Annotated in this window: 13 protein-coding genes and 3 tRNA genes; 12 read left to right on the forward strand and 4 right to left on the reverse strand. The window is 58.4% G+C overall.

What is annotated here, in order from left to right; genetic code table 11:
* Positions 1 to 3: 3 nt before the first annotated feature.
* Positions 4 to 1236, reverse strand: coding sequence for a serine/threonine transporter SstT (gene sstT, locus J3P94_RS10510; protein WP_434573174.1), 1233 nt, complete (start codon positions 1234 to 1236; stop codon positions 4 to 6).
* 280 nt (positions 1237 to 1516) lie between these two features.
* On the opposite strand from sstT, the gene J3P94_RS10515 reads away from it, so the two are divergent.
* A complete protein-coding gene (locus J3P94_RS10515; protein WP_434573176.1) occupies positions 1517 to 2677 on the forward strand; it encodes an MFS transporter in 1161 nt (386 codons plus the stop codon).
* Here the strand turns inward: J3P94_RS10515 and nhaR are convergent.
* Positions 2674 to 3570, reverse strand: coding sequence for a transcriptional activator NhaR (gene nhaR, locus J3P94_RS10520; protein ID WP_434573178.1), 897 nt, complete (start codon positions 3568 to 3570; stop codon positions 2674 to 2676). The two genes, J3P94_RS10515 and nhaR, sit on opposite strands and share 4 nt — an antisense overlap.
* Before the next feature lie 136 nt (positions 3571 to 3706).
* On the opposite strand from nhaR, the gene J3P94_RS10525 reads away from it, so the two are divergent.
* The 4 genes from J3P94_RS10525 to J3P94_RS10540 all read left to right on the forward strand — a co-directional run bounded on the left by J3P94_RS10525 (position 3707) and on the right by J3P94_RS10540 (position 6156).
* On the forward strand, positions 3707 to 3970 hold the full coding sequence (locus J3P94_RS10525) for a hypothetical protein (RefSeq protein ID WP_305500071.1): 264 nt from the start codon (positions 3707 to 3709) through the stop codon (positions 3968 to 3970).
* 28 nt (positions 3971 to 3998) lie between these two features.
* Positions 3999 to 4748, forward strand: coding sequence for a TerC family protein (locus J3P94_RS10530; RefSeq protein ID WP_434573180.1), 750 nt, complete (start codon positions 3999 to 4001; stop codon positions 4746 to 4748).
* A 426-nt stretch (positions 4749 to 5174) separates the two neighbouring features.
* The gene (locus J3P94_RS10535; protein WP_434573182.1) at positions 5175 to 5852 is read left to right on the forward strand and encodes a peptidase C39 family protein; all 678 of its coding nucleotides are present in this window, start codon (positions 5175 to 5177) and stop codon (positions 5850 to 5852) included.
* Between the two features lie 100 nt (positions 5853 to 5952).
* Positions 5953 to 6156 carry a DUF6021 family protein gene (locus J3P94_RS10540; RefSeq protein WP_305500075.1) on the forward strand — a complete coding sequence of 68 codons (204 nt, stop codon included), beginning with the start codon at positions 5953 to 5955 and terminating at the stop codon, positions 6154 to 6156.
* A 48-nt stretch (positions 6157 to 6204) separates the two neighbouring features.
* Here J3P94_RS10540 and pbpG read toward each other — a convergent pair whose 3' ends face one another.
* On the reverse strand, positions 6205 to 7143 hold the full coding sequence (gene pbpG / locus J3P94_RS10545; protein ID WP_434573184.1) for a D-alanyl-D-alanine endopeptidase: 939 nt from the start codon (positions 7141 to 7143) through the stop codon (positions 6205 to 6207).
* A 357-nt stretch (positions 7144 to 7500) separates the two neighbouring features.
* Positions 7501 to 8355: a bifunctional methylenetetrahydrofolate dehydrogenase/methenyltetrahydrofolate cyclohydrolase FolD gene (gene folD, locus J3P94_RS10550; RefSeq protein ID WP_039589132.1), complete on the reverse strand. Its 855-nt coding sequence runs from the start codon at positions 8353 to 8355 to the stop codon at positions 7501 to 7503.
* Between the two features lie 281 nt (positions 8356 to 8636).
* Between folD and J3P94_RS10555 the strand changes: the two genes are divergently transcribed.
* The 7 genes from J3P94_RS10555 (at position 8637) to lon (ending at position 15383) form a co-directional block, all read left to right on the forward strand.
* Positions 8637 to 8713: transfer RNA gene (locus J3P94_RS10555), tRNA-Arg, on the forward strand.
* Positions 8714 to 8754: 41 nt separating this feature from the next.
* A tRNA-His gene (locus J3P94_RS10560) sits at positions 8755 to 8830 on the forward strand.
* Positions 8831 to 8888: 58 nt separating this feature from the next.
* Positions 8889 to 8973, forward strand: a tRNA-Leu gene (locus J3P94_RS10565).
* 417 nt (positions 8974 to 9390) lie between these two features.
* Positions 9391 to 10701, forward strand: coding sequence for a trigger factor (gene tig, locus J3P94_RS10570; RefSeq protein WP_434573186.1), 1311 nt, complete (start codon positions 9391 to 9393; stop codon positions 10699 to 10701).
* A 92-nt stretch (positions 10702 to 10793) separates the two neighbouring features.
* Complete coding sequence (clpP, locus tag J3P94_RS10575; protein WP_030140021.1) at positions 10794 to 11429, forward strand: ATP-dependent Clp endopeptidase proteolytic subunit ClpP; 636 nt, start codon at positions 10794 to 10796, stop codon at positions 11427 to 11429.
* 112 nt (positions 11430 to 11541) lie between these two features.
* Positions 11542 to 12825, forward strand: a complete 1284-nt coding sequence (clpX, locus tag J3P94_RS10580; protein WP_024778305.1) for an ATP-dependent Clp protease ATP-binding subunit ClpX — start codon at positions 11542 to 11544, stop codon at positions 12823 to 12825.
* Between the two features lie 161 nt (positions 12826 to 12986).
* Positions 12987 to 15383 carry an endopeptidase La gene (gene lon, locus J3P94_RS10585; protein WP_305500081.1) on the forward strand — a complete coding sequence of 799 codons (2397 nt, stop codon included), beginning with the start codon at positions 12987 to 12989 and terminating at the stop codon, positions 15381 to 15383.
* The last annotated feature ends 77 nt before the right edge of the window (positions 15384 to 15460 follow it).

Consider the following 15460-nt stretch of genomic DNA (forward strand, 5'->3'; position numbering starts at 1 on the left):
GGTTTATGCAGTACGCCGCGCCCGCTCTTCTTCACCCAGGCAAGCCGCCGCCGTGAACAGCACATCCGTGGAGGAATTCAGCGCGGTTTCAGCTGAATCCTGCAGCACGCCGATGATGAACCCGACCGCGACCACTTGCATGGCGATTTCGCTGGGGATGCCAAACAGGCTGCACGCCAGGGGAATCAACAATAGCGAACCGCCGGCGACCCCGGACGCGCCGCAGGCGCAGATGGCGGCGACGACACTGAGCAGCACGGCCGTGGGCACATCCACCACGATGCCCAGGGTATGTACGGCCGCCAGCGTCAGTACGGTGATCGTAATGGCGGCCCCGGCCATGTTGATGGTGGCGCCCAGCGGGATCGAGACCGAGTAGGTATCTTCGTGCAGGCCGAGGCGCTTGCTCAGCTCCAGGTTCACGGGAATGTTCGCCGCCGAGCTGCGCGTGAAGAACGCGGTGATGCCGCTTTCACGCAGGCAGGTGAACACCAGCGGGAAGGGGTTGCGACGCAGTTTCCAGAGCACGATGAGCGGGTTGACCACCAGTGCCACGAACAGCATGCAGCCGATCAGCACGGTCAACAGGTGCAGGTAACCGAGCAGCGCACCGAAGCCGGAGGTGGCCAGGGTCGAGGCCACCAGGCCGAAAATACCCAGCGGGGCAAAGCGGATGACCAGTCGCACAATCACGGTCACGCCATTGGACAAGTCTGCGAGTACGGTGCGTGTGGTTTCGCCGGCATGGTGAATGGCAATACCCATGCCGATGGCCCAGGCCAGGATGCCGATGAAGTTACCGTCCATCAGCGCTCGAACGGGGTTGTCCACCACGCTGAGCAACAGGCTCTGCAGCACTTCACTGATCCCGCCGGGCGCGGTAACGGCAACGTCCTGGGCGCTCAGCACCAGGCTCGAGGGAAACAGGGTGCTGGCAATGACCGCGACCACGGCCGCAGCGAAAGTGCCCAGCAGATAAAGGAAGAGGATCGGGCGGATATGGGTTTCCTGGCCGTGCTTATGGTTGGCGATCGACGCCATGACCAGCACGAACACCAGGATCGGCGCCACGGCCTTGAGCGCCGACACAAAGACCTTGCCGATGAACGCCGTGGATTTCGCCACGTCAGGGGCCAGCCACGCCAGGACAATGCCGGCGATCAGGCCGATGACAATTTGCGTCACCAGGCTGGTGCGTTTGAAGCGGTGCAGAAGGGAAGAGGACACAGCAGTCATGACGGTATCTCTGATTTTTTATGTGCAACGGTCCGTCAATCAGGGCAACAAGCGGGCAGGCCACATGATCGGGACCGAAAAGAGTGTGGAGCATTTGCAGGCCGCGGACTTTATCACAGCCCGGCGAAAAATCTGACGGACCTGTGACGATCCGTCACCTGCCTGTTTATCTGCGTTTTTCTGACGGCCCCAATCTGTTAGGCTTTGTAGCTCTCACCTCATTTGTTTTCCAGCGGGCCCTTGGGCTAACGCTGGTGTCGTCGTTTTGTTGGAGTTCTGCATGCTGTTGCCCATCTTCCTGTTGTCCGCCGCCGGCTTCACGGTGCTGACCACGGAATTCATCATTGTCGGTCTGTTGCCAGCCATCGCCCGGGACTTGCATGTCACCATCCCTCAGGCTGGACTGCTGGTGACTTTGTTCGCGTTTACTGTCGCGGCGTTCGGGCCGTTCCTGACCGCGTGGTTTGCCCGTGTCGAACGGCGTCGGCTGTTCATCAGCGTGCTGGTGATGTTCGGCCTGGCCAACACTTTGGCGGCGCTGGCGCCGAACATCTGGGTCATGGCCATTGCCCGGTTGGTCCCGGCATTGGGCCTGCCGGTATTCTGGGCGTTGACCAGTGAAACCGCGGTGGACATCGTCGGGCCGCAGTTTGCCGGGCGAGCCATCGCGCGTATCGGCTTCGGCATCGTCTGCGCCACGGTATTCGGCATTCCGGTCGGCACCCTGATCTCCGACGCATTCGGCTGGCGCAGCGCTTTTGCCATCCTGGCGGTCATCGCGTTTGCCAAGGCGCTGCTGCTGTTTATCTACCTTCCGAAAACCAATCTGCACCAGCATCAAGTGAGTTTTCGCTCGCAATTCAAGATTCTGCGCAGCCCCTTGATGCAGGGGCATGTGCTGCTGTCGATCCTGGTATTCAGCGGCATGTTTACCGCCTATACCTATCTGGCGGATATCCTCGAACGCCTGGCCGGGTTCGACGGTACGCTCGTGGGTTGGTGCCTGATGGGCTTTGGAGCTGTCGGCCTGCTCGGCAACTCCCTGGGGGGGCGCGCGGTAGACCGGCATCCGCTGATCGCCTCAATGGTGTTCTGCCTGTTCATGATCGGCGGCATGGTGGCGCTGGTGCCGAGCATTCATTCGACGCTGGGGTTGGCCGCCGCGATGGGTATCTGGGGCGTGACCCAGGCGGCGCTGTTCCTGGTCAGCCATGTGCGGCTGATGAAAGCGGCCCCTGAAGCGCCGGCGTTTGCTGCTTCGCTGAACATCGCCGGGGCCAACCTGGGCATTGGCCTGGGGGCGTTGGTGGGCGGTCGGGTCATCGATACCCTGGGCCTGGGCAGCGTCGGTTTTGCGGCGGCCGGATTCATCCTGGTATCGATCCTGCTGGCGCTGTTGCTGATGACGTTCAAGCCCCGCAATGCCTGCGCTGATTGCTAGGCGCTGAACAGCTCGCGGCGTGCCCCTTCGGCAATCGCGACGATGCCAGGGTGGCTGACCTTGCGTTCCACGGAAATGGCGTAGAACGACTCGCTCACCGCCTCGGTCTGGCCGATAACCTGCACCCCATATTGCCGCTTGACCTCTTCGGCAATCACGCTGGGACCGATAAAAATCCCGCTGCCTGACTGTCCAAATGCCTGCATCAACGCACTGTCGTCGAACTCGCCGACAATCCGCGGCTGGATCTGTTGTTCGGCGAACCAGCGTTGCAGGCGGCTGCGTACGACGGTTTCCGGTCCCGGGATCAGCAGCGGGGCGTCATGCAGGCCATGGGGAAAATCCCGCCCATGACGATCGGCCAGCGCGGCGGTGGCAAAAAAGCTGATCCCGCATTCTCCAAGCTTCTGGCTGTAGCCCTTGATATCCAGGTGAGTCGGCATCGGGCTGTCGGAAATCACCAGGTCCAGGCGTTGGATTGCCAGGTCCGCCAGCAGCCGTTCGAGCTTGTCCTCGCGACAGGTGATACGCAGTGGCTCGCTCAGTTCCATGGTCGGGGCCAGCAGCCGATAGACGATGGACTTGGGCACGACATCCGCCACCCCGACCCGAAAAAGTGTCTGCTGCTCGTTGGGCTGGGCGCGCAGTATCAATTCCAATTCACCGCCGAGTTGGAACATGTGTTCGGCGTAAGGCAACGTCTGGCGACCGGCTTCTGTCAGCTCCAACTGGCGCCCGACGCGCTGGAACAGTTTGATGTTGTAGGTCTGTTCGAACAGGGAGATCTGCCCGCTGATGGTTTGCGGGGTCAGGTTCAATTGCTCACAGGCGCGCACGATGCTGCCGGTTTTTGCCACCACCCAGAAATAATGCAGCTGTCGATAATTGAGCATGGTTTTCGCCGATTCGTAAAAACCGAAGTATAGCCGCTGAAAATACGAATTTTCCTGAAGTATCAGCCTCTCTAGAATGCCGGGCCATCGGTGAGCCATCTTTGTGCTCCATCCATTTTTTGAAGAGGCACTGTCCATGACGTATAAATCCTTGGGTCTTGCAGCCTTCCTGTCGCTGTCATCGATAGCGCTCGTGGGTTGTGAACAAGCGGAAAAAAGCGCCCAGCAGTTGGCCCAGCAACTTAAGGAACAAGCAGTCGAAACGGCCAAGCAGGCAATCGACGATACTCACAAGGCTGCCGAACAGGCCATCAGCGAGGCTACCGGTGGGCTGATAAGCCCCAAAAAAGAGCCGGAGAAAGACGCTGAAGAATCCGAATCCTCCACCAAGACCATCTAACCCCGTCATATCGAGTCAGGACTGACCCATGGATTATCTGTTACAGCTTGCCGCCAGCCCCACCGCCTGGATTGCCTTGGCCACCCTGGTCGTCATGGAAATCGTGCTTGGCATCGACAACCTGATCTTCATTTCGATCTTGACCAACAAGCTGCCCGAACAGCATCGCGCCAAGGCGCGGCGGATCGGTATCGGCATGGCGCTGATCCTGCGCCTGGGCCTGCTGAGCACCATCGCGTTCATTGTGCAGTTGACGGAACCGGTCATCGAAATCCTTGGCCAGGCCTTTTCCTGGAAGGACATGATCCTCATCGCCGGTGGCCTGTTCCTGTTGTGGAAGGCGACCACCGAGATCCATCACAGCATGGACCCGGCGCCGAACGATCCCAAGTCGGCCACTTCTGGCGTGACCCTCGGGTTCGCTGCTGCGATCGGTCAGATCCTGATGCTCGACCTGGTGTTTTCCATCGACAGCATCATTACCGCGGTGGGTATGACCGAACACTTGCCTATCATGATCATCGCCGTGGTGGTTTCGGTGCTGGTGATGCTGCTGGCCGCCGAGCCGTTGGCGAAGTTCATCAATGACAACCCCACCGTGGTCATGTTGGCCCTGGGCTTCCTGATCATGATTGGCATGACCCTGATCGCCGAAGGTTTCGGTGCCCATGTGCCCAAGGGCTATATCTACGCGGCCATGGCCTTCTCGGCGGCGATCGAGGTGTTGAACATGTTGTCCCGACGCGCCAGGGAGAAAGCGCTCGTCGACAAAGCCTGATACCAGGCAGACAAAAGCCGCCCGGGTCCAAGGCCCGGGCGGCTTTTTCATGCGCGGCGATAATCTCAGTGTGCGGTGGCGTGGCGCCTGGCGGGTTTGGAGGGCTGTTTCGCTTGAGGGGGAGGTGCGTGGTGATGACGCCGGGCGATCCGCAGTACGCCCCACAACATGGCCGTCGCTACGCTCAGCCAGCCAAATATCAGCATCAGAATAGTCGTCGTCAGGCTCATCTGTGCCTCCTTCAATGGACAGTCTAGCCGCTCAAGTGTTACGAGCAGTCGATCGTCGGCAGTGGCGACGGATCGGTTCGTTCTATCGCGGTTGTGAAACTCTTGCTTGTGGCTATACCCAGGCGGGCGCGCACTTTATGATCGTCGGCCCAAGCCCGGCCCGGATGCCGGGTCTGCCTGAACAAGAGAGTCATTAATGGTGCCGGTAATTTCATCTTTTCGATCACTGGTAGTGGCGCTGACCTGCGCCGCCGTCCTGGCGGGGTGCGCGGGGGGCGTATCGCCGCAGATAAAGCGTCTGCCCGAGCGGGTCGAACTCAACAGCGTGCCGTTCTTTCGCGGCGAGATGTATCAGGGAGCGCCGCAATCATTGGCGTCCTTGTTGACCTTGCAAGGAACGGTCATCACGCCCGGGTTGTTGGAGAAACCGTTACACCTGCCCGGTGGCGAGGCGCGTTTGCAGCAGAGTCTGCAAACCCTGGCACGTGAATACGGACTGGTCGTCTATCCCCTCGACCAGGAGCTCGCGGCGTTGCTCGAACAGGTGGCGGCGGGTTATCCCGTGCTGTTGCGCTACACCGAGGGCTCGGCGTTCTGGTCCGGGCCGCGCTACGCGATCCTGGCTGGCTACAACCGACAAAAACGCACCGTGCTGCTGCGGTCGGGGATGAACCGGCGGTCGTTGATGAGTTTCGATGCATTCGAATCGGCGTTCAAGGACGCGGGCGGTTGGGCGGTGTTGATACAGCAACCCACGCAACTTCCGGCCAACGTTGACTCCCAGCGCTGGTTGAAGGCCGCCGACGAGTTAGCCGGGGCAGGGCAGGAGCAGGCCGCCGCGCGGGCCACCAAGGCGTTGGGCTCCGCACGCTGAGTCGCGTCCCCGTTCGTCAGCTTTCGGGCACGACCTCGCATGCCTCGGGTTCTTATCGTCAAGGCCTGGAATCTCCGGGCCATGATTCAAGGAGGCAACCATGGCACAGTCGAAAACACCTTCAGGGCCGCATTCTTCCGAGCATTCATCCGGTGATGATGACTTGGGGTTCGATCCGGACTCGCCGGATCTCGACGATCCGCAAGTGGACCCGGTAGGGCCGGCCAAGGCGCCCCGGGACGAGGAGGATGAGGAACCACCTTCTTCGAGAGCTTATGACCCACTGGGTAACCTTAAGCCCTGACAAAAATAGCCCCGACGAGTCGGGGCTATCTGTTTGCGCCTAGCCGAATTATTTTGACGCTTCTACCACGCCACTCTGGCGGCTCTTGAGGTTCTTGGCGGCCTTGTATTGCAAGGCCACGGCCGGGACACTGGCGCTTTTGCCTGTCTCGACCCAGCTGCGGATACGGCTGGCATCGGCAAAATGAGTGTATTTGCCGAACGCGTCGAGAATCACCAGCGCCATCGGACGATTACCCATTTTTGTCACCAGCACCAGGCAATGACCGGCCTGGTTGGTGAAGCCGGTCTTGGTCAACTGAATGTCCCAGTTGGCCTTGTGGACCAGATGATCGGTGTTGCGAAAGCCCAGGCTGTAGGCCGGCTTGCGGAACGTCACGGTCTTTTCCTTGGTGGTACTCAATTCGCTCAGCAATGGATACTTGCGAGCGGCGATCAACAGCTTGGTCAGGTCCCTGGCGGTCGAGACGTTGTGAATGGACAGGCCGGTGGGCTCGACATAGTGGGTGCTGGACATGCCCAGCGCCTTGGCCTTGGCGTTCATCGCCGCAATGAACGCCGCGTAGCCGCCCGGATAATGATGGGCGAGGCTGGCGGCGGCGCGGTTCTCCGACGACATCAGGGCGATCAGCAGCGTGTCCCGGCGTGACAGTTCGCTGTTGAGCTTGACCCGGGAAAACACACCTTTCATTTCCGGCGTGTTGGCGATGGTCATGGAAATGTATTCGTCCAGGTTCTGCCTGGCGTCCAGCACGATCAGGCCGGTCATCAACTTGGTCACCGATGCGATCGGCACCACGACATCCGGATTGCTCGAATAGACCACCTTGTCCGTCTGCAGGTCCAGCAGGATCGCACTGCCAGAGGCGACCTGCAGTTTTGAAGTGTCTCGTGGCGGGGCAATGGTTTCCTGCGCGCTGATGTTCTGCGTGATGAAGGTGCCCGTGAAAAGGAAAAACAGGCTGAGGATCGAAAGACGGATTTTCACGCGAGTAGACTCGATGGAGTTGAAGGTGCTGTCGAGCAGCGGCTTGTTAAAAAGCGCCGCATTTTAGGAGTATGGGCGACGTCAGCGCTATATGCCTGTGCCGTCGGGGCGCATCAATAAATAAAGTTTAATGAAGGCGATTCTGGCGAATCGAATCTGAAAAATTTGTAAATTGGCAGAGTCGGGGGGCACTCTGCACGGGCCAACGTCCGCCGATCAGGGATCAGATGACAAAATACTGTGGGAGCGAGCCTGCTCGCGATAACGGTGTCTCTGCCGGCATTGATGTCGGCTGATCCCAAGCTATCGCGAGCAGGCTCGCTCCCACAGGGTTTGTGGCTGAGTTGAAACGGCTAATCAGCTATGCAGCGTCTCGGCCGCATAAAGGGTGTTTTCCAGCAGGCAGGCCCGGGTCATCGGTCCTACGCCGCCGGGTACCGGCGTGATCCAGCCGGCGCGGGGCAGGGCGGTCTCATAGACCACATCGCCCACCAGCTTGCCGTCGTCCTGGCGGTTGATGCCGACGTCGATGACGATGGCGCCTTCCTTGATCCATTCGCCTTTGACCAGGCCCGGCTTGCCGGCGGCCACCACCACCAGGTCAGCCCGACCGACGTGGCCTGCCAGGTCCTTGGTGAAGCGATGGGTCACGGTGACGGTACAGCCAGCGAGCAGCAATTCCATGGCCATCGGCCGGCCAACGATGTTGGAGGCGCCCACGACCACGGCATCGAGCCCGTAAAGATCCACGCCAGTGCTTTCCAGCAAGGTCATGATGCCCTTGGGCGTGCAAGGGCGCAGCAATGGGATGCGTTGGGCGAGCCGACCGACGTTATAAGGATGGAAACCGTCGACGTCCTTGTCCGGGCGGATACGCTCCAGCAGTTTAGAGGCGTCAAGGTGTTCGGGCAGCGGTAGCTGGAGCAGCACGCCATCGATGTTCGGATCGTCATTGAGGCGGTCGATCAGATCGGCCAGCGCTTGCTGAGTGGTTTCGGAAGGCAGGTCGTAGGCCTGGGAAAGGAAGCCGACCTCTTCACAGTCTTTACGCTTGTGCGAGACATAAACCTGAGAGGCAGGATCGCTGCCGACCAGGATCACCGCAAGGCCGGGCGTGCGCAGGCCTTGCTGGCGGCGCTCGGTGACTCGTTGGGCGATCTGCTGGCGCAGGCTGGCGGCGATCGATTTGCCGTCGATAAGTTGTGCAGTCATTGCGCGTGGTTAACCATCGAGAGGGGAAAAAAAGAGAACGCATTCTCGCATGCCGAGGCGTGAGGGCAAAGGCGCTTGGTCTGCAAATTCCCCTAAGCCCTTTAATTAAATGAATTTTTTTTAAAAAAGAGTTGACGACCTATCGGGCCGTCTATAACATTCGTCGCACTTGTCGGGCACAGCCTAGCACTGGTTAAGAAGGTTGAGCGGAGTTGGTAGTTTAAACTCGGCAAAACTGAAAGCACTTAGTTTGTAATCGTCCAAGAATACAGATTAAAAAGGCGCCCGTAGCTCAGCTGGATAGAGCATCCGCCTTCTAAGCGGATGGTCGCAGGTTCGAGTCCTGCCGGGTGCGCCAATTAGGCAGCTTTGGCACAAGTAACGCTACAAGGCAATATGGTGGGCGTAGCTCAGTTGGTAGAGCACGGGATTGTGACTCCCGTTGTCGTGGGTTCGATCCCCATCGTCCACCCCATATTCTAGAAAGGCGCCAGATCTAACAATCTGGCGCCTTTGCTTTAAAAGCTTGATACGCGGATGTGGTGGAATTGGTAGACACACTGGATTTAGGTTCCAGCGCCGCAAGGTGTGAGAGTTCGAGTCTCTCCGTCCGCACCATACAAGTCGCTATTTAATTAGCAGAGAACGGCGCAGAACCTGAGAAGGGGCTGCGCCGTTTTTGTTTTCACTGGTTACGTGTCGGCGTCGGTCCTGGGGCGGGCGCGAGGCGGCTGTGTTCGCGATTGTGTTTCGCGATGATACTCGGCATGCCCGTCGGTCTTTTTATAAAAGGCTGCATGCCAAGCGCGCGGTTGCGGTGCTTCTATATAGGAAGGTGCTGCGCAGAGCCTTGGCGGTGATCAACTGTATTAGCAAACCGGGCGGGGCATGAACCATGGCCCTGCTTATAAATTCGGCGTCTGTTTCCTGCGTGTTTTCAGTAGGGTGACTTCTTGAGTTTGACCTACTAGAATGCATGCCCTTGATTCTGGGGTCGGAAACGCCCGGCCAACGTCTGTGCAACGAGGAATATCCATGCAAGTTTCTGTTGAAAATACTTCTGCTCTTGAGCGCCGCATGAGCATCACCGTGCCAGCTGAGCGTATCGAGACTCAGGTCAACAAGCGTCTGCAGCAGACTGCCCAAAAGGCCAAAATCCCAGGTTTCCGCCCAGGCAAAGTGCCAATGAGCGTGATCCGTCAGCGTTACGAAGCTGATGCGCGCCAGGAAGCCGTGGGCGACGTGATCCAGTCTTCGTTCTACGAAGCGGTGGTCGAGCAGAAGCTGAACCCGGCTGGCGCTCCCTCCGTCGAGCCTAAAGTGCTGGAAAAAGGCAAGGACCTCGAGTTCGTTGCCACGTTCGAAGTGTTCCCCGAGTTCACCGTCGCCGGTTTCGAGTCCATTGCCGTCGAGCGCCTGAGCGCTGACGTTTCGGATGCCGACCTGGACAAGATGCTCGACATCCTGCGCAAGCAGAACACCCGTTTCGAAGCCACTGATCGTGCCGCCCAGAACGAAGACCAGCTGAACATCGATTTCGTCGGCAAGGTCGACGGTGAAGTGTTTGCTGGCGGTTCCGCCAAGGCTACCCAGCTGGTGCTGGGCTCCGGTCGCATGATCCCGGGCTTCGAAGATGGCCTGGTTGGCGCCAAGGCTGGCGAAGAGCGCGTTCTGAACGTGACCTTCCCAGAGGACTATCAGAACCTGGATCTGGCCGGCAAAGCCGCCGAATTCACCGTGACCGTCAACAGCATTTCCGAGCCTAAGCTGCCTGAGCTGAACGAAGAGTTCTTCGCCCAGTTCGGTATCAAGGAAACCGGTCTGGAAGGTTTCCGCGCCGAAGTTCGCAAGAACATGGAGCGCGAGCTGCGTCAGGCCATCAAGTCCAAGGTCAAGAACCAGGTCATGGACGGTCTGCTGGCCTCCAACCCGATCGAAGTGCCGAAGGCTCTGCTGGACAACGAAGTAAACCGTCTGCGCGTGCAGGCCGTTCAGCAGTTTGGTGGCAACATCAAGCCGGACCAACTGCCGGCCGAACTCTTCGAAGAGCAAGCCAAGCGCCGCGTCGTACTGGGCCTGATCGTCGCTGAAGTCGTCAAGCAGTTCGAACTCAAGCCTGACGAAGCCCGCGTTCGCGAGCTGATCCAGGAAATGGCCTCGGCTTACCAAGAGCCTGAGCAGGTAGTGTCCTGGTACTACAAGAACGAGCAGCAGCTGAACGAAGTCCGTTCGGTTGTGCTGGAAGAGCAAGTTGTGGATACTGTTCTGCAGAAAGCTAGCGTGACCGACAAAGCGGTCTCTTACGAAGAAGCGGTCAAGCCGGTGGAAGCTCCACAAGCCGATTGATGGTTCTGCGGTAAGAAATACACACCATAAGCCAGCCTTCGCGCTGGCTTATGCGTATTCAAGACATAACTATTTGGGAGTGACTGCGAGACATGTCCCGCAATTCTTTTTATCAGCAGAGCTCTGACATCCAGGCCGCAGGCGGCCTGGTCCCTATGGTTATCGAGCAGTCCGCCCGTGGCGAACGTGCCTATGACATCTATTCGCGTCTGCTCAAGGAGCGAGTGATCTTTTTGGTAGGTCCGGTAGAGGACTACATGGCCAACCTGATCTGTGCACAACTGCTGTTCCTTGAAGCCGAAAACCCGGACAAGGACATCCATCTCTATATCAACTCCCCGGGCGGTTCGGTGACGGCGGGAATGTCGATCTACGACACCATGCAGTTCATCAAGCCTAACGTTTCGACGACCTGCATCGGTCAGGCGTGCAGCATGGGTGCGTTTTTGCTGACCGCCGGTGCCCAAGGCAAGCGTTACTGCCTGCCGAATTCCCGCGTGATGATTCACCAGCCGCTGGGCGGTTTCCAAGGCCAGGCATCTGATATCGAAATCCATGCCAAGGAAATCCTCTTCATCCGCGAGCGCCTCAACACGTTGATGGCCAAGCACAGCGGGCGCACGCTTGAAGAAATCGAGCGCGATACCAATCGCGACAATTTCATGAGCGCTGAAGCCGCACGTGAATATGGTCTGATCGATGAAGTGATCAGCCAGCGCCCCGCTTAAAATAAGCAGCTCAAAATAAGGTTGATCGGCAGGTCCGATCATCTGCGGGCTTGAAAAAGCCCGCAATTGCCTTCATCTTGTGTTGCAAGCCTATCGGATTTGGATCGATCGAATGACTGACACCCGCAACGGCGAGGACAACGGCAAACTGCTCTATTGCTCCTTCTGTGGCAAAAGCCAGCATGAAGTACGCAAATTGATTGCCGGCCCCTCGGTCTTCATTTGCGACGAGTGCGTCGACCTGTGCAATGACATCATCCGCGAGGAGGTGCAGGAAGCCCAGGCCGAAAGCAGCGCGCATAAGTTGCCTTCGCCCAAAGAAATCAGCGGCATCCTTGACCAGTATGTAATCGGTCAGGAGCGCGCGAAAAAGGTACTGGCCGTAGCGGTGTACAACCACTACAAGCGTCTGAACCAGCGTGACAAGAAGAATGACGAAGTCGAACTCGGCAAGAGCAACATCCTGCTGATCGGCCCGACAGGCTCGGGTAAGACCCTGCTTGCCGAAACCCTGGCCCGTTTGCTGAACGTTCCGTTCACCATCGCCGACGCAACCACCCTCACCGAGGCGGGTTATGTGGGTGAGGACGTTGAGAACATCATTCAGAAACTGCTGCAGAAGTGCGACTACGACGTGGAAAAGGCCCAGATGGGCATTGTCTACATCGATGAAATCGACAAGATTTCTCGCAAGTCCGACAACCCGTCCATCACCCGGGATGTTTCCGGCGAGGGCGTGCAGCAGGCGTTGCTCAAGTTGATCGAAGGCACGGTCGCTTCCGTTCCGCCCCAAGGCGGTCGCAAGCACCCGCAGCAGGAATTCCTGCAGGTCGACACGCGTAACATCCTGTTCATCTGCGGTGGTGCGTTCTCCGGCCTGGAAAAAGTCATCCAGAACCGTTCCACCCGTGGCGGCATCGGCTTCAACGCCGAGGTTCGCAGCAAGGAAGAGGGCAAGAAGGTCGGTGAATCCCTGCGTGAAGTCGAGCCTGACGATCTGGTCAAGTTCGGCTTGATTCCGGAATTCGTCGGTCGTCTGCCGGTCCTGGCGACACTGGACGAGCTGGATGAAGCTGCGTTGATGCAGATTCTGACCGAGCCGAAAAACGCCCTGACCAAGCAATATGCCAAGCTGTTCGAAATGGAAGGCGTAGACCTGGAATTCCGTTCCGACGCGCTGAAATCCGTCGCCAAGCGTGCCCTGGAGCGTAAAACCGGTGCCCGTGGGTTGCGTTCGATTCTCGAAGGCGTATTGCTCGATACGATGTACGAAATCCCCTCGCAGTCCGAGGTGAGTAAAGTCGTCATCGACGAAAGCGTCATAGAAGGCAAGTCCAAGCCACTGTATATCTACGAAAACAGTGAGCCGGCTGCCAAGGCTGCGCCGGACGCATAAGTGTCCCGCTGTCGGAATAAAGGAGGGGCCTTCGGGCCCCTTTGCTATTCGCGCGTTTTAGACGTGTCTTAGCGCTTGTTTTTTTTGAAGGCTGCCCCCATCTTGGTTTCAAGCTTACTTCCATCTGTTCACGGCCTTACGGCCGCCGTAGAGGCGAAATCATGAAGACAACCATCGAATTGCCTCTCCTGCCATTGCGCGATGTCGTGGTATATCCGCACATGGTTATCCCGCTGTTCGTGGGGCGCGAGAAGTCCATCGAAGCCCTCGAGGCCGCGATGACGGGTGATAAGCAGATTCTTCTGATCGCTCAGAGAAACCCTGCCGACGATGATCCCGGTGAAGACGCACTTTATCGCGTAGGTACGATTGCAACGGTCCTGCAGCTGCTCAAGCTTCCTGATGGCACCGTCAAGGTCCTGGTCGAGGGCGAGCAGCGCGGGGCGGTCGAGCGTTTCAGCGAAGTAGACGGGCATTGCCGCGCCGAGGTGTCGCTGATCGACGAAGTCGAGGCGCCGGAGCGTGAGTCGGAGGTTTTTGTCCGCAGCCTGCTGTCGCAGTTCGAACAGTACGTGCAGTTGGGCAAGAAGGTGCCTGCCGAGGTCCTGTCGTCGCTCAACAGCATCGACGAGCCAGGACGCCTGGTCGATACGATGGCGGCCCACATGGCCCTCAAGATCGAGCAGAAGCAGGAAATCCTCGAGATTATCGAGTTGTCGGCGCGTGTCGAGCACGTACTGGCATTGCTCGACGGCGAAATCGACCTGCTGCAGGTTGAAAAACGCATTCGTGGTCGCGTCAAGAAACAGATGGAGCGCAGTCAGCGTGAGTACTATCTGAATGAGCAGATGAAGGCCATTCAGAAAGAGCTCGGCGATGGCGACGAAGGTCACAACGAAATCGAAGAGCTGAAAAAGCGCATCGATGCCGCTGGCCTGCCAAAGGATGCGCTCGCCAAGGCCCAGGCCGAGCTTAACAAGCTCAAGCAGATGTCGCCGATGTCTGCCGAAGCCACCGTGGTGCGTTCCTACATCGATTGGCTGGTCCAGGTGCCGTGGAAAGCCCAGAGCAAGGTTCGCCTGGACCTGGCGCGTGCCGAGGACATCCTCGATGCGGACCATTACGGCCTGGAAGAGGTCAAGGAACGCATCCTTGAATACCTTGCCGTGCAGAAACGCGTGAAGAAGATTCGTGGTCCGGTACTGTGCCTGGTCGGTCCGCCGGGTGTCGGTAAGACTTCCCTGGCGGAATCGATCGCCCACGCCACCAACCGCAAATTTGTGCGAATGGCGCTTGGCGGCGTGCGTGACGAGGCGGAAATTCGTGGTCATCGCCGCACGTACATCGGTTCCATGCCAGGAAGATTGATTCAAAAGATGACGAAGGTGGGTGTGCGCAACCCGCTGTTCCTTTTGGATGAAATCGACAAGATGGGCAGCGATATGCGCGGTGATCCTGCGTCCGCGTTGCTTGAGGTGCTCGATCCCGAGCAGAATCACAATTTCAACGATCACTATCTGGAAGTCGATTACGACCTCTCCGACGTGATGTTCCTGTGCACCTCCAACTCAATGAATATCCCGCCAGCGTTGCTGGACCGGATGGAGGTGATTCGTCTGCCGGGCTACACCGAAGACGAGAAGATCAACATCGCCGTCAAGTACCTTTCGCCCAAGCAGATCCAGGCCAACGGCCTGAAAAAGGGTGAGCTGGAATTTGACGAGGAGGCGATTCGCGACATCATTCGTTACTACACCCGTGAAGCCGGTGTGCGTGGTCTCGAGCGGCAGATTGCCAAGGTCTGCCGCAAGGCGGTCAAGGAGCACGCGCTGGAAAAACGCTTCGCGGTCAAGGTGACATCCGACCTGCTGGAGCACTTCCTCGGTGTGCGCAAGTTCCGCTATGGGCTCGCCGAGCAACAGGACCAGATCGGTCAGGTGACCGGCCTCGCGTGGACGCAGGTCGGCGGCGAGTTGCTGACCATTGAGGCCGCCGTGGTTCCGGGCAAGGGCCAATTGATAAAGACCGGTTCCCTTGGCGATGTCATGGTGGAGTCGATCACCGCGGCGCTGACGGTGGTGCGCAGCCGTGCGCGCAGCCTGGGCATTCCCCTGGATTTCCATGAGAAGCGGGACACGCATATCCACATGCCGGAGGGGGCTACACCCAAGGATGGACCGAGCGCCGGCGTGGGCATGTGCACCGCCCTGGTTTCTGCATTGACTGGCATTCCGGTGCGTGCGGATGTCGCCATGACCGGTGAAATCACCCTGCGTGGCCAGGTCCTGGCGATTGGCGGCCTGAAAGAAAAACTTCTGGCAGCTCACCGTGGCGGGATCAAGATCGTGATCATTCCGGAAGAGAATGTCCGTGATCTCAAGGAAATTCCCGACAACATCAAGCAGGATCTTCAGATCAAACCGGTTAAATGGATTGACGAAGTCCTGCAAATTGCGCTGCAATACGCGCCGGAGCCCTTGCCGGATGTGGCTCCGGAGATTGTCGCAAAGGAAGAAAAGCGAGAGTCTGACTCTAAGGAAAGAATTAGCACGCATTAATACGCATTTGCCTGGGGGGCTTCCTTGACAGTTTTTTAGAGCCCTTGTTATAAAGCGGCTCTTAAGTGTCTGCAGGC

Origin of the sequence: Pseudomonas sp. Z3-8 (genome assembly GCF_051131975.1) — a bacterium.
GTDB lineage: Bacteria > Pseudomonadota > Gammaproteobacteria > Pseudomonadales > Pseudomonadaceae > Aquipseudomonas.

Excerpts from the sequence above, each read along its gene's own strand:
- sstT (WP_434573174.1), bottom strand. The coding sequence starts at position 1,236 with ATGACTGCTGTGTCCTCTTCCCTTCTGCACCGCTTCAAACGCACCAGC.
- J3P94_RS10515 (WP_434573176.1), top strand. The coding sequence starts at position 1,517 with ATGCTGTTGCCCATCTTCCTGTTGTCCGCCGCCGGCTTCACGGTGCTG.
- nhaR (WP_434573178.1), bottom strand. The coding sequence starts at position 3,570 with ATGCTCAATTATCGACAGCTGCATTATTTCTGGGTGGTGGCAAAAACC.
- J3P94_RS10525 (WP_305500071.1), top strand. The coding sequence starts at position 3,707 with ATGACGTATAAATCCTTGGGTCTTGCAGCCTTCCTGTCGCTGTCATCG.
- J3P94_RS10530 (WP_434573180.1), top strand. The coding sequence starts at position 3,999 with ATGGATTATCTGTTACAGCTTGCCGCCAGCCCCACCGCCTGGATTGCC.
- J3P94_RS10535 (WP_434573182.1), top strand. The coding sequence starts at position 5,175 with ATGGTGCCGGTAATTTCATCTTTTCGATCACTGGTAGTGGCGCTGACC.
- J3P94_RS10540 (WP_305500075.1), top strand. The coding sequence starts at position 5,953 with ATGGCACAGTCGAAAACACCTTCAGGGCCGCATTCTTCCGAGCATTCA.
- folD (WP_039589132.1), bottom strand. The coding sequence starts at position 8,355 with ATGACTGCACAACTTATCGACGGCAAATCGATCGCCGCCAGCCTGCGC.
- tig (WP_434573186.1), top strand. The coding sequence starts at position 9,391 with ATGCAAGTTTCTGTTGAAAATACTTCTGCTCTTGAGCGCCGCATGAGC.
- clpP (WP_030140021.1), top strand. The coding sequence starts at position 10,794 with ATGTCCCGCAATTCTTTTTATCAGCAGAGCTCTGACATCCAGGCCGCA.
- clpX (WP_024778305.1), top strand. The coding sequence starts at position 11,542 with ATGACTGACACCCGCAACGGCGAGGACAACGGCAAACTGCTCTATTGC.
- lon (WP_305500081.1), top strand. The coding sequence starts at position 12,987 with ATGAAGACAACCATCGAATTGCCTCTCCTGCCATTGCGCGATGTCGTG.